The following is a 13,508-nucleotide window of genomic DNA, read 5'->3' as shown; positions in this document are numbered from 1 at the left end:
TATTGTATTATTACTAGTTAAAGGTTAACGGCCCATGGTAGGCTACTTATCTAATTTCTGATTGTAGGCTATACGCTCACTTTCACGTTAATTAGATAAACAACCTAGGCTTTCACGAGCCCTAGTCTAACCTCTCAATCACTAAGAGTTAAGGGGAAATAGCTGTAATATGTCGATATTTCGTACTTTTTTGTATCTTCTGTGCTGCACCTTGCTGATTGCCTGCTCAGAACAAAAAGACCAAGCCACTGCAAGCTATGAGCATGCAGCCAGAGGCGCGTTTGCCTCCGCAATATCTCATGATGGCAAATACAGCCTGATCTCATCTATACACCATGGGGTCGCCCTATGGGATAATCAACAGCAAGTACTAAAATACCAATGGTTTCAGCAACAAGACGCCGATAGCCTAGTACATACCGTGGCTATCGCTTATGACAACAGCCACGCTGTTACCGCTGAAAAAACCACTTTTGCAGTATGGGATATTGCCACTGGCAAAAATACCGGCTACTACAAAATAAAAACCGCCACTATTCGTGATATCGCCATTAGTAACCAAGGCCGCAGTGTTTTGTACGGTCGTAGCGATGGCGTTGTTGTTTACCTCGACTTAGAGACCGGTAGACGCATTGAGTTCCTTGGCCACCAAGAAAAAATTAACGCAGTTGCTTTATCGCCCAACGGAAATTTTGCTCTCAGTGGCTCCAACGATTATGCGGCGTACTTTTGGGATACTCGTTCCGGACAAGTGATCCATCGCTTTAACCATCCAAGTCGTGTCACCCAAGTGACCTTAGATCCGCAAGGTCGCTATGCATTTACCGCAGACAGTATGACACAAGCACATGTATGGCAGCTGACAACTGGTGATCTTGTTAGTAAACTGCAGTATATTGCCCGCCAGAGAATTTTCACTGCGGTACGCTTTAATGAAGCAGGCACCTTGCTGGCAACAGGCTCACCTAACCGCTTAGTGGACCTATGGCAATTATCCAGTGGTGAACAAATTCAAAGTTGGCATGTAACACCGCGAGAAGGCAGTAGACCAAAATCAGCAGTGGTACTTGATGTCGCTTTTACTGACAACGATACTGCGTTGTTAACCGAAAGCTCCAGTGGGATCGCTGAGCGCTTTACTAGACGAGAAAAAAATGAACACAATTGAACATCGCTTAACAGAACTTGAAGCCAAAGTGGCTTTTCAAGACGAAACGATTGAAATTTTAAATGATGAAATAAAAGTGCACCAGCAGCTGTTGGCAAAAATGAAGCGCCAAACAGAGCTACTGGCTGAAAAAATTAAAGAGTCGCAATCATCATCTATGATGATGTCAGACACGCCAGAGCCTCCGCCGCCACACTATTGATGGTTGCGGGCGCTTAATCGCCAGGTTTAAACACGCCAATGACTTGTTCAAATTGGCGTGTTGATGCCTGAACAGCCTGCTCTGGCTGTGCCATTTTATGGCCGCACTGCATGCATTCGACTTTCTCTACATCGTGCTCTTTGTAAAGCATCATCATATCCATGGTTTTACACTCTGGACAGGTTGCCCCAGCAATAAATCGTTTTTTCTGTTTCACTACGTTTTCCCACAGTTTGAAAAGAAACTTGCTACATTTTAACCCAATAACTACCCAGTTGATACGCTGACGATTGAAATATAGTCCAGCTTCCGTGCTATGATAGCGTCAAGTTCACAAAGGCACAGTAAAGCGCAGACTACATGATCCAGATCTCAGAAATTGAATTACTTCGCGGCGGTAAAGCACTCCTTAAAGATGCCTCAGCTACATTATTTCCAGAACACAAAGTTGGCCTAGTTGGCGCCAATGGCTGCGGTAAATCAACACTCTTTAGTTTATTGAAATCTGAACTACAGCTTGATGCCGGTAATTGCAGTATCCCTAAAGACTGGTCTATCGCCTCGGTAAAACAAGAAACGCCAGCGCTAGATATCAGCGCAATTGATTATGTATTACAAGGTCATCCTGAGTATTACGCCATGCGTATTGCGCTGCGCGAAGCCGAACAAAATGATGATGGCGATACCCAAGCCAAAGTGCACATACAACTTGAGCACATTAAAGGCTATAGCATAGAAGCCAAAGCCGGCGAGTTACTTCACGGGTTAGGGTTTGCAAATAACCAAATTGAAAACCCCGTTAGTGATTTTTCCGGTGGTTGGCGAATGCGCTTAAACCTTGCCCAAGCGCTGATCCGTGATGCCGACTTGCTGCTACTGGATGAGCCAACTAACCACTTGGATTTAGATGCGGTGTACTGGCTGGAGCGTTTTTTACGCGCTTACACCGGTACTTTAGTGTTGATATCGCATGACCGTGAATTCCTCGATGCTGTAGTTGACCAAATTTGGCATATCGACAAGCAAAAGATCAATGTTTACAAAGGCAACTACTCGCAATTTGAACGCCAAAAAGCAGAGCGTTTATTACAACAACAAGCGATGTTTGAAAAACAACAAGATCAAATTGCCCACCTTGAGCAATTTATTACCCGCTTTAAAGCCAAAGCCAGTAAAGCCAAACAAGCACAAAGCCGCGTTAAAGCGCTTGAACGTATGGAAAAGCTCGCACCAGCTCATGCTGATTCGCCCTTTGACTTTGAATTTGCAGAGCCTACCGCACTACCAAACCCATTGATGACACTCGATAAAGCTCAAGCCGGCTATGGCGATGTCACAATATTAAATAGTATTAAACTTAACTTAGTCCCTGGTAGTCGCATTGCCCTACTTGGCCGTAACGGCGCAGGTAAATCAACCTTAATAAAGTTATTGTCTGGCGACTTACAACCGCAAGCAGGCGAAGTATTCCAACATCAGGGCTTAAACATAGGTTACTTTGCTCAGCATCAATTGGAATCGCTAGATTTAAAAGCCAGCGCGATTACCCATTTGCAGCGTTTAAATCCTAAAGCCACCGAGCAATCACTGCGTGACTTTTTAGGTGGTTTTGCCTTTATTGGTGATAAAGCCCTTGAGCCCGTAGCACCGTTTTCAGGGGGTGAAAAAGCCCGATTAGTACTCGCAATGTTGGTCTATCAAAAACCAAACTTATTACTGCTCGATGAGCCAACCAACCACCTTGATTTAGAAATGCGTCATGCTTTAGTAATGGCGTTGCAAGGGTTTGAAGGCGCGATGGTTACCGTTTCCCATGACCGTCACATGCTAAAAAATACCGCCGACGAATATTACTTAGTGGATAACGGTGAAGTAACCCAGTTTGGCTACGACTTAGACGAATACTATCAATGGCTACTTAACGCTAATAAAGAAGCGGCAAAAACCACTCAAGATGACAATGAACCAAAAGCAAACTCAAGCGTTAACCGTAAAGAGCAAAAACGCCTAGAAGCAGAGTTTAGAAAAGCCACACAACCACTTAAAAAGCACATCGAAAAGCTTGAAAAGCAACTTGATAAACACTCTGCCGAATTAGCTGAAATCGAACAAGCACTTGGCGATAACGAGCTTTATAACGATGACAACAAAGCAAAACTCAAAGAATTACTAGCTAAACAAGCGACATTAACACCGAAAGTAAATGACATCGAAGAGGAGCTATTAATGGCCCTTGAAGAGATGGAAGAAAAAGAGCAGGCCTTTGCCGATGAACTTGCTTAACAGCAACGATTTTTGGCAATTTGCATGTCAGCTTTATAGCAAAGATGGCATGCAAGCACGCCTGTTGGATTATCAAAACCAGCAAGGTAAAAACGTTAACCTGTGCCTGCTACTGTACTATTTAGATTCTCTCAATCTAGCAATTAGCCAAGCACAGCTAAGCAAACTTGAACAATGTATTAGTGCATTTGATCAACAGGTTTTAAAGCCCCTACGTACTTCCCGCGCCTATTTAAAAGCCAATCACACCGAAATTGCAGAGTATGCTGCAATTCGTAAAGAACTGCTCAGTGCCGAGCTAAAGCTAGAAAAACAACAACAACAGATGTTAATAACCACAATTAATAGCTTTGCGCTAACACCTTGCAGCACGCCACATAACACATCGTTATATTTGTAAAAGTTCTCATGTAGGTCGTACTTTAGCGCGACAATCCTACTAACAAAAATAATTCATGGCTAAAGCCATTTCCTACGGGTAACCAAATTTTTCATTCCCCCCTCATTTACTTCTCATTCTCTTCTCTTTGTGCAAAAAGATCTTTAAATGACTTACTGCAAAAATTGTCGCCATAAATGACGACCTACTGTAATTCGTTACTTTGTAACTACTTCTTTATTATTAACTCAGTAAAGAGATCAAACTTGAAAAAGCAACAACAGCAGGTGTTGGTGGAAAAATTAACACATTAACATTAGAGTCTGATTCCAAGACCATTAATGTAATACTATATATTGGTGAGCTTTAAGCGCTCGTTTTTCTTTGCAATTTCAACCCTGTCAGGGTTGCTAAAATAATAACTAACAATGAAACGGGCAACTCGATAATGGAAGTTTTTGAGAAAAAGTAAAACTCTTGCAAGATCAATGAGACAGTTATTGCACCAAGAAAAAAGCCTAAAAAACAAACATAAAATGCATATCGCCAAGCATAATTATCACTGCGATATGCCATTACACCATATAGTAAAAAAGATAAGACACTGGATGGGATGATTGCAATAAGAATATAATCGCCAAGCCTCGATGATGCATAGCGCTCAAAACCAGCAACAATATTGAGTAATGTCGATAAAGCAATTTGCAGCAGCATAATCACTAAAGTGTATTTAACTATCCGTGTAATTTTCAATGTCTACCACCATTATTACTAGGTATAAAAAAATAAAGTTGAAATTATAAGCCCAAACAGATGCTATTTCTAACAAGCTTGTCAGAGCCAACTTTACTGCAAATAAATTTTGCATTCCCCTCATTTACTTCTCATTATCTTCTCTTTGTGCAAAAAGATCTTAAGTAACTTATTCACAAAGAGATTTAGAGGCGCTTCGCTTAAGAGTAAAGCAAAGCCATGATTTAGCTTATCACTTTACTTCAAAAAAATTATCGCCATAAATGACGACCTACAGAAATTTATTACCTTGTAACTGCTTTTCTATCATTAACTCAGCGCCGTCGAACTCAGATAAAGATAAAGTAGACACTGTACTTTATAGAAGAGTCAGTAAACCCCTATCATTAAACCCCACTTTAATATCGTATATCATGCTACGTATTGGTCGCCCGATATTGAAATACCTCCTCTAAAGGTAACTTAAAGACGGCTGCAATTTTAAAGGCGACTTCTAATGACGGTGAGTACTTATTTGCCTCAATCGCCATCACAGTCTGACGCGTTACCCCAATAGCATCGGCGAGTTGCTTTTGGGTCATTTCATTGTATAAAAACCGTAATGTCCGAATAGAGTTACTGATTGCATATTCACTCATAGATATCACCCGTTCTACCTTTATATAACTGCGCTATGTAGTTCGTTATTTCAGCAATTAAAAAAGCACCTACCATCACATGCATAGGTAAATAAGGAATGTTGTATTCAATAGCAGGCCCCCAACCATTTGCTTCAATTTGATATTGAAAAATAGCAATACAAATACCCACTTGTAAAATTACCGCTTTATACTTATAACCAATTAAATTTATTTGTTTTTCCCTAACATCAAGTGGCTGTTTTAACTCGTTATCACTAATGAATGCGAGCAATAAATAGCTCAATACCATAAGTACCACAGAGTAAGTTAATACCTGTAGCAGTAACCCTGACAGCCAAGAGACCGAAGCGAGCTGCTCTGTAGTTGCGTTAATTAAGCTGTCTACATAAAAAAACGAAATATATACGCTGACCAATAAATCGATACTAAGCGTAAGCTCTCTAAAGCTTATACTTTGTAAAAGCTCTTTCAACTGTTCTGAACGAGTCATATATAATTAACTCCAAGTAAAATATTTTTGACACCAACTAAGTTAAGGCTATTTTTTAAACATGTCAATTTTTTTTGACTTCAAGTTTATTTTACTTTACTTTGCCTACCCCCCCCTTACCAGTCACTCCGCCACTTGACTTAACTTTGTTGATCCAAATCAACTTCTCAATCACGCTTTTTATAATCAACAAAATAGCTTGATCTGGATCATATCAGCCTCTGCCAACTCGCACTATGATGAACCCATAGACATTAGGAGGCATTTATGGACGTATTCTTCAGAGACTTTTTTAGTGACCCAGTACTATTTTTATCATTTGGTTTTCTGGGAGTAGTGATCAGTTTATGCCTTTTCTTTGTGTACTTTTTTATCAAAAAAGTACATGACGACAAAACACCCAATCAGAATTAAGCACGACGCACAAAGCCCCTATCAAGTTATTTGATTAGGGGCTTTTTATTATTAAAAGTTTGTTACACTAGCGATTCTATTAGCTAAACATGTTTTAACTTATGTCTACAGATTTCAAGCCAGCTTGGTGGATGACTAATCGCCATGTGCAAACCATTATGCCACGGTTTTTTCGGCCTTTTCATAATACTCGCTACCAATTAGAGCAGCTTGATACTCCCGACGGCGATTTTTTAGAGCTCGCTTGGTCACAACCCAAAAACGATAACGCGCCGCTGGCAATTGTATTGCATGGCCTGGAAGGTAATATCAATAGCTTTTATGCAAAAGGCATGATGAAAGCCCTCAAAAAGCAGGGGTTTAGTGTTGTTTTAATGCATTTTCGTAACTGTTCTACTGAAGTTAACCGCCTACCCCGTGCATATCATAGTGGCGAAACCGGCGATCTCGATTTTTTTATAAAACAACTTAAGCAGCAGTTTCCAGATCGCTTGATGGTTGCAGTTGGCTTTTCACTCGGCGGTAACGTACTGGCCAAATACTTAGGTGAACAAGGCGAACAATGTTTACTTGATGGCGCGGCGGTTGTTTCAGCTCCTTATGATTTGTCGCCATCATGCCAAGTTATTCGTAAAAGTTTGGCTAAGATTTATCAAAAGTATTTACTCGATCGCATGAAAAAATCGATGCAGCGTAAATTACCGCAAATCACAAAACAGATTGATTTAACACCAGATCAGCTAATGGAAATTGATGATTTATGGCAGTTTGACGATAAACTGACAGCTCCTTTACATGGTTTTATTGGTGCTGAAGATTACTATCAACAAGCCAGCGCTAAGCCTTATTTAAAACACATTACAACACCCACATTAATTGTTCATGCGAAAGACGACCCAATGCTGTCAATTAAAGCTGTACCCAGTAGGCAAGATGTTAGTGAGCATGTTACGCTGCAAGTCTCAGAAAAAGGCGGCCATGTTGGCTTTATAAGTGGAAAAAATCCATTTAAACCGATTTATTGGTTAGAGCATGTAGTGCCAGATTTCTTCACCCAAATCGTCAAAAAAGAGCAGCTATGATCATTCCCCATGAGCAACTAGATAAAGACACTCTATACAATTTAATTGAAAGTTATGTGCTACGTGAAGGCACCGATTACGGTGAGCAAGAATTCAGTATTGAAAGTAAAGTGGCGCAAGTAAAACAACAACTACAAAATGGCGATGCCATGGTGTTTTTTTCAGAACTGCACGAATCAGTTACTATTATTTCTAAAGGTGAATTTAAAGCACTGCAAAGTGAAACACAATTTAACGAGTAAACTTGTAACCCTAGTTGTAAAAATAGACAATGGCTTTTTTACTAAAAGAGCCATTAAAAATGATAAAACTAAGCTCAGTAGTTATTGCCGTTGCACTTGCTTTATCAAGCCAAGTGCAAGGTGCAGACATTAGCGCATCAGCTAAAGCAATTAAACTCACCAAAGACACTATTTTAATCGATACTCATATCGATGTGCCGTACCGTATTCATGCTAAATGGGCTGATGTTACTAAAGCCACTGATGACGGTGATTTTGACTACCCACGCGCAGTTAAAGGTGGCTTAAATGCGCCATTTATGTCGATTTATATTCCTGCGCATTTGGAGTTTGAAGGGAAAGGTAAAAGCTTTCAGCTAGCAAATCAACTCATTGATAGTATGGAAGCAATTGCCCAGCGCGCCCCTGACAAATTTGCTATTGCCGATTCAACGAATGATATTAAAAAGCAGTTCAAACAAGGCAAAATGTCGATAGCAATGGGGATGGAAAACGGCTCACCAATTGAAGGTGACATGGCAAACCTACAGCACTTTTTTGATCGTGGTGTACGCTATATCACCCTTGCTCATTCACAAAGCAACCATATTTCAGATTCATCTTATGATATTCGCCGTAAATGGAAAGGTCTAAGCCCATTTGGTAAAAAACTGGTTACTGAGATGAACAATATCGGCATGCTGATTGATGTTTCACATATTTCAGATGATGCATTTTATCAAGTAATGGAGCTATCTAAAACACCGGTTATTGCCTCACACTCATCACTGCGCAAATATACGCCTGGTTTTGAGCGTAATATGGATGACGATATGCTACTAGCGCTGAAAAAGAACGGCGGGGTTATTCAAATAAACTTTGGTTCAAGCTTTGTAACCGCTAAAGCAGGTGATTGGGGCAAGCAGTTAAAGAGTAAAAAAGAGTCGGCAAAAAAAGAAGGCACTAAATTAAGTCAAGATTTTGATGCCGCGTATCGTGCTAAAAACCCGTATCCATTTGCGAGTCTTGAGCAAGTACTTGAGCATATTGATCACGTTGTTGAGCTAATTGGTATCGATTACGTTGGCATCGGCTCTGATTACGATGGTGTTGGCGATTCACTGCCAGTAGGCTTAAAAGATGTATCTAGCTACCCGAATCTAGTGCAAGGATTAATGGATCGTGGTTACAGTGACAAAGATATCAAAAAAATCCTCAGTGGCAATGTGCTGCGCGTATGGCAACAAGCCGAACAGTATGCAAAAAAACATTAATTGATAAATAATTAGGTCCTGAGGTTCAGGGCCTAATTACTCTTTGATGGCTGAAAAATCTCATTTATCAATTTCTCTTGAGACGTGGCCCCTGCCATTTTTATCAACTCATACATCGTTCCTGTTGTCGCAAATGTGCTTTGTGTACAGCTAAACGCGTCAAACAAGTTGTACTGGTAATGCGTTGACTCAGCTAGTAAATCACCTGAAGACACATCATATACAAAAAACTCAGCATAGGTATGAAGCGCATTTTCATCTTTATAATAACCGTCTTTAGATCTATATTTAAACGCGCCACTGAAAATCAAAACCGTGTCTACATTTTGTTGATTATTAAACTCAATGTTGCTCCATCGCGAGACGCCTACATCAGTATTAATGATCGACATAGATTGCTTATTTAACGGCACTAATGTGGTATCAAAACCAGCAAAGCGCGCAATTATCCGCTGCGTTAGCAGCTCATTTAAATCCGTAGGGAGCGCATACAACTGCCGTTCATTGCTGAATACCGTAACCCCTGTATGCGTACAAAGTAAGTTATCACCAATCAGCGTAATCACACCAACTTTACCAAGCGGTTTGCGATTATCTGCGATGCTGAGGGTTGCTTTTTTGACACTGTCTTTTTTAACCTTTTCTTGCTTTGTTGCGCACCCCGATAGGAGCAAAAACAACGCAATAAAAAACCACTTAAGTATATTCATATTTTTCTTTTCCGTGCTGTATACAACGACCAAACAACATGATGTTTGCAAAGAGAAGAGTCTCCTTGCTTAATTAAAAATAAAATTAATCTTCGTTATCAATCATACTTAGCGAATAAATTATAATACGCTGAAGCACACTTAACTTTCTACATCTTTTAACAGACTTATAGCCCCAAAAGCGGTAAATTACGCCTTTTCAAATATGGAGCCTCCACCACATGCCTATTAGTAAAGGATCAGTCGCAATAGCCCTTGCCTCAGCCGCACTTGTGATCTCGTGTTACGGTACATTTTTCAAATCAGTGAGTTTACCTAACGACAAAAGTAGCACTGAACAGTCATCGATCATTGTTACTAATATGCCACTGAATAATGACAGCAACGAACTTTCAGTTACCCAATTGCATAACAAAATAATATCTTTACAGCGACAAGTTACCAGCCTAAAAATAAAAAATACTTCTATAGATCAAGAATATAATAACGATGACTTTAAGGAGTTAGTGCTTGCCGTACTGACGGAAAAAGAACAGCAAGAAATAGATGAAATGCGTGAAAGCAACCCACTCTACGGTTTTTATGCCGACTTACCTCAAGACTATGAACTACGCATAAAGTCAGACTCTGACTATGCGAAAAAAATAACCACACAATTACGAGAGCAAATACTCGACCCAAATGCCACAGACATCGATAGACTCGCAGCCCTAACTCAACTACAAATGAATATGTATATTTTGAATAAATCAAAAATACCTGAGTATGACTTTGTGGTAGTCGATTATATTTTAGAGCTGGCCGCTAATAGTGATGATGAGAAATTCAAAATTCAAGCCATTGAAGTCATAACTCAAGCACCCGTAATCGATCAACGCCTGACTGAGCGCTTTACTTCACTACTGCAGCATGAGTCTAACGATTATATTCGCCGTTTAGCGGGGCAAGGATTGATATCGCAATACTATCAATCGCAAAGCTCAGAAGATGGCAATAGCCAACAAATTGCCAAGCATATTTTATCACTTTACCAGCACACTAGTGATGATAATGTCCGCTCTGTACTTGATGAAATGATTGGCAATGAAAGCATGCTAGCAGAACTGCGAAAACATGCTGAAGGTTAAACGTATTAAAAAACGGCTCTCATTCTGATATAAAAAATTCATATTTCTACTCATGAAGGATTACTGAGTTTTAACTATACTGTTTTGCATAAGTCGCTAAATAAGCTATCGACATAACGCAATATGCGCACGATTAAAATTAAAAGTGGCATTACAATTAGCTATCAAGATAAAGGAAAGAAATCAGCGCCTGTCATCATTATGATTATGGGCCTTGGAGCGCAGCTAACAGTATGGCCTGATGAATTATATTTAGGCTTAGTAGCTAAAGGGTTTAGAGTCATCCGTTTTGATAACCGCGATACTGGTCTTTCAAGCCAACTTGAACAATTTGGTAGCCCTAACCTATTCAAAATATGGCTAAATAAACGGTTACCTATTAAATCCCGCATCCCATACACCTTAGATGATATGGCAAATGATGTATTAGAATTAATGGCCGAATTAAAAATCAAAAAAGCGCATTTAGTCGGTGCATCTATGGGCGGCATGATTGCGCAAATTATCGCAGCTAAATATAAAAAAAAGGTCTTGAGCTTAACCTCAATTATGTCAAGTTCGAGTAAACCTAAGCTATCGGCGTCTAATTTAAAGCTATTTTTACAGCTTGCAAAACATCGTCGCGCCCAAGCCAGTCGTGATGGTGCTATACATTATAATATAAGGCTAAATCAATTAATTGGCAGCCCAGCCTATCCACAAGATGAACTAGCTTTGCGTAAACAAGCTACCCTAGGAGTGGATAGAGCACACAACCCGCAAGGCTTTAACCGACAACTTGCCGCTATTACTGCCAGTGATTGCCGGCAACATTTAATGCCGAAAATAAAAGCCCCAACCCTCGTCATACATGGCAGTTTAGACCCTGTCATGCCAATAGCCGCTGGAAAGCAAACCGCAGCCCAAATCAGGAAGGCTAAATTAAAGATAGTAAACGGTATGGGCCATGACTTCCCGCCAGCATTAATGGTAAAAATGACCAAGTGGATCAGCAAACACGTTAAGAAAGCAGAACAAAAGCGCGCGCAGAAAAAGTTAAAAAAAGCGGTAAGCGGTAAGCGGTAAGCGGTAAGCGGTAAGCGTGTAATGGTCAACAAATTCTGTAGAGATTCTAAGCGGCATTTTTTAATTCATTATATTTCTGATGTGGCGTCATATAATTAAGCGTAGAATGCCTACGTTTGTAATTGTAAAACTGAATATAATTGTCCACCTCACTTATAACTGAATGATGATTTATAAATGACAGGCGATTCAGTCGCTCTGTTTTTAAACTTCTAAAAAATCGCTCCATTACTGCATTACCCCAACAATTACCTCGACGACTCATACTTTGCGTTATAGTTAGTTGTGATAACCGAGCTCTAAACGAGGCCGCAGAATACTGACACCCCTGATCGGAATGAAACATCAGTTGATTAAGAACCGGCTGTTGACGCTTAATAGCATTATTCAATGCTGCTATAGCCAATTCAGCATTTGGGCTTGTTGATAAGGCATACCCTACAACTTCCCTCGTTGATAAGTCTAACACACAGGCCAAGTAGCTCCACCCTTGATGGTTCCTGATATAGGTAATATCACCGACCCAATGCGTGTTATGTGAATCAGGGTTAAACTCTCGTTTTAAGAGGTTCTGTGCGTACTTATGTTCATCACCTGAGTTAGGGTAGTAATGTTTTTTCTTCGGCCTGATGGCTTTTATATTCAACTTTTTCATCAGTGCCGCTGTTTTATATATTCCAATCGTATGATTTAACGCATTCAGTTCAACGTTCACTCTGCGTCTACCATACGTATAACCAGAATCGTCAGCGATAGATTTAATTAACTCCAGCAGTGCCTGCTCTGACTTATTTGGCGCGACGGGCGCATAGTAATAACTACTTGTACTGACTTCTAAAGCACGACACAACTCAGATACCGTATAGCTTGGGGTCGCTTTCTTCAATGCTTTAATTACTTTAAATTTTGATTGTCGCGAATGAAGAAAGCGGTGGCTTTTTTTAATATATCATTATCCCTTAAAGCGCGCTGTAGCTGCTTCTCTAGCAATTGAATACGTTGCTGTTCTGGTGTGAGTGCTTGTACATTTCCCGGGCTCTTACCATCTAGCTCAGATAGATATTGTTGCTTCCAACGTGATACTGCTGACTTTCCTGCGCCAGACATCTCTTCAATTTGCTTATTGGTATAACCTTCTTCTACCATTAATTTGGCATATTCAAGTTTTTGTTGCGCACTGAGTGTTACTTTTGATTTTCTGGTCATAGTGATACCTTTTGGGTTTAGCTCATTTTACGCTATAAACCTGTCCAGTTTCATTAGACCATTACAGCGGTAAGCGGTAAGCGGTAAGCGGTAAGCGGTAAGCGGTAAGCGGTAAGCGGTAAGCGGTAAGCGGTAAGCGGTAAGCGGTAAGCGGTAAGCGGTAAGCGGTAAGCGGTAAGCGGTAAGCGGTAAAAATCTAGATCTCCTCAACTTAAATAGCAAGAAAATTTAATATATTTACTTTCTGTTATAAACGCGGTGGCAAGCCACTCGCCTACAAGTACATATTAACGCCGAGCAACTTAAAACTTTCCGCTTAGAGCTTACAGCTCAAATCGCAGACATTAAAAAAGGCCACCGAAGTGACCTTTTTCTAACAATTAACTTAAAAGTTAATTATTACTCTACGATAGTTGCTACTACACCAGCACCTACAGTACGGCCACCTTCGCGGATTGCGAAACGTAGACCTTCATCCATTGCGATTGGAGAG

The 13,508-nt window shown here is 40.3% G+C and carries 16 protein-coding genes; 9 read left to right on the top strand and 7 right to left on the bottom strand.

The window, feature by feature from the left end; all coding sequences use genetic code 11:
• Positions 1-169 precede the first annotated feature (169 nt).
• Both PSR9079_RS03070 and PSR9079_RS03065 read left to right on the top strand, forming a co-directional pair.
• Positions 170-1,168, top strand: coding sequence for a WD40 repeat domain-containing protein (locus PSR9079_RS03070; protein WP_145242402.1), 999 nt, complete (start codon positions 170-172; stop codon positions 1,166-1,168).
• Positions 1,155-1,370 carry a SlyX family protein gene (locus tag PSR9079_RS03065; RefSeq protein WP_145242400.1) on the top strand — a complete coding sequence of 72 codons (216 nt, stop codon included), beginning with the start codon at positions 1,155-1,157 and terminating at the stop codon, positions 1,368-1,370. The genes PSR9079_RS03070 and PSR9079_RS03065 overlap by 14 nt, the downstream gene beginning before the upstream one ends.
• A gap of 13 nt (positions 1,371-1,383) precedes the next feature.
• Here the strand turns inward: PSR9079_RS03065 and PSR9079_RS03060 are convergent, their stop codons facing one another.
• Complete coding sequence (locus PSR9079_RS03060) at positions 1,384-1,587, bottom strand: YheV family putative zinc ribbon protein (protein ID WP_029216159.1); 204 nt, start codon at positions 1,585-1,587, stop codon at positions 1,384-1,386.
• Positions 1,588-1,730: 143 nt separating this feature from the next.
• Here PSR9079_RS03060 and PSR9079_RS03055 point away from each other — a divergent pair, with 143 nt between their 5' ends.
• Together PSR9079_RS03055 and PSR9079_RS03050 are read left to right on the top strand one after the other, a co-directional pair.
• A complete protein-coding gene (locus PSR9079_RS03055; RefSeq protein ID WP_145242398.1) occupies positions 1,731-3,653 on the top strand; it encodes an ATP-binding cassette domain-containing protein in 1,923 nt (640 codons plus the stop codon).
• Positions 3,640-4,053, top strand: a complete 414-nt coding sequence (locus tag PSR9079_RS03050) for a TIGR02444 family protein (RefSeq protein ID WP_149980406.1) — start codon at positions 3,640-3,642, stop codon at positions 4,051-4,053. Before PSR9079_RS03055 ends, PSR9079_RS03050 begins: the two co-directional genes overlap by 14 nt.
• Before the next feature lie 345 nt (positions 4,054-4,398).
• Here PSR9079_RS03050 and PSR9079_RS03045 read toward each other — a convergent pair whose 3' ends face one another.
• The 3 genes from PSR9079_RS03045 to PSR9079_RS03035 form a co-directional block, all read right to left on the bottom strand.
• Positions 4,399-4,746 (bottom strand): hypothetical protein, encoded by a 348-nt coding sequence (locus PSR9079_RS03045; RefSeq protein WP_149980405.1) that lies wholly within the window; start codon positions 4,744-4,746, stop codon positions 4,399-4,401.
• Positions 4,747-5,201: 455 nt separating this feature from the next.
• Positions 5,202-5,423 carry a helix-turn-helix transcriptional regulator gene (locus PSR9079_RS03040; RefSeq protein WP_064667688.1) on the bottom strand — a complete coding sequence of 74 codons (222 nt, stop codon included), beginning with the start codon at positions 5,421-5,423 and terminating at the stop codon, positions 5,202-5,204.
• The gene (locus PSR9079_RS03035; RefSeq protein WP_064667687.1) at positions 5,416-5,916 is read right to left on the bottom strand and encodes a hypothetical protein; all 501 of its coding nucleotides are present in this window, start codon (positions 5,914-5,916) and stop codon (positions 5,416-5,418) included. Before PSR9079_RS03035 ends, PSR9079_RS03040 begins: the two co-directional genes overlap by 8 nt.
• A 515-nt stretch (positions 5,917-6,431) precedes the next feature.
• On the opposite strand from PSR9079_RS03035, the gene PSR9079_RS03030 reads away from it, so the two are divergent.
• The 3 genes from PSR9079_RS03030 to PSR9079_RS03020 are packed head-to-tail and all read left to right on the top strand — an operon-like array spanning position 6,432 to position 8,907.
• Positions 6,432-7,412, top strand: a complete 981-nt coding sequence (locus PSR9079_RS03030) for a hydrolase (protein WP_145242394.1) — start codon at positions 6,432-6,434, stop codon at positions 7,410-7,412.
• Positions 7,409-7,654 (top strand): YheU family protein, encoded by a 246-nt coding sequence (locus tag PSR9079_RS03025; RefSeq protein WP_145242392.1) that lies wholly within the window; start codon positions 7,409-7,411, stop codon positions 7,652-7,654. Before PSR9079_RS03030 ends, PSR9079_RS03025 begins: the two co-directional genes overlap by 4 nt.
• 59 nt (positions 7,655-7,713) lie before the next feature.
• Positions 7,714-8,907, top strand: coding sequence for a dipeptidase (locus PSR9079_RS03020; protein ID WP_145242390.1), 1,194 nt, complete (start codon positions 7,714-7,716; stop codon positions 8,905-8,907).
• Positions 8,908-8,939: 32 nt separating this feature from the next.
• Here PSR9079_RS03020 and PSR9079_RS03015 read toward each other — a convergent pair whose 3' ends face one another.
• Positions 8,940-9,617, bottom strand: coding sequence for a hypothetical protein (locus PSR9079_RS03015; protein ID WP_149980404.1), 678 nt, complete (start codon positions 9,615-9,617; stop codon positions 8,940-8,942).
• Between the two features lie 221 nt (positions 9,618-9,838).
• Here PSR9079_RS03015 and PSR9079_RS03010 point away from each other — a divergent pair, with 221 nt between their 5' ends.
• Together PSR9079_RS03010 and PSR9079_RS03005 are read left to right on the top strand one after the other, a co-directional pair.
• On the top strand, positions 9,839-10,744 hold the full coding sequence (locus PSR9079_RS03010; RefSeq protein WP_149980403.1) for a hypothetical protein: 906 nt from the start codon (positions 9,839-9,841) through the stop codon (positions 10,742-10,744).
• A 123-nt stretch (positions 10,745-10,867) separates the two neighbouring features.
• Positions 10,868-11,809 (top strand): alpha/beta fold hydrolase, encoded by a 942-nt coding sequence (locus tag PSR9079_RS03005; RefSeq protein WP_145242384.1) that lies wholly within the window; start codon positions 10,868-10,870, stop codon positions 11,807-11,809.
• 46 nt (positions 11,810-11,855) lie between these two features.
• Here the strand turns inward: PSR9079_RS03005 and PSR9079_RS03000 are convergent.
• Both PSR9079_RS03000 and PSR9079_RS02990 read right to left on the bottom strand, forming a co-directional pair.
• A protein-coding gene (locus PSR9079_RS03000) for an IS3 family transposase (protein ID WP_149980402.1) occupies positions 11,856-13,015 on the bottom strand; the annotation gives its coding sequence in 2 pieces (ribosomal slippage) (positions 11,856-12,742 and positions 12,742-13,015; 1,161 coding nt in all).
• 399 nt (positions 13,016-13,414) lie between these two features.
• Positions 13,415-13,508: EF-Tu C-terminal domain-related protein (locus tag PSR9079_RS02990; protein WP_484297941.1), on the bottom strand; the 94-nt coding region annotated here is incomplete at its 5' end.

The sequence above is a fragment of the Pseudoalteromonas rhizosphaerae genome, from assembly GCF_902498845.1.
GTDB classification, from domain to species: domain Bacteria; phylum Pseudomonadota; class Gammaproteobacteria; order Enterobacterales; family Alteromonadaceae; genus Pseudoalteromonas; species Pseudoalteromonas rhizosphaerae.
Note: the sequence above shows the minus strand (reverse complement) of the source record. Positions and strands in the feature narration are given on the sequence as shown.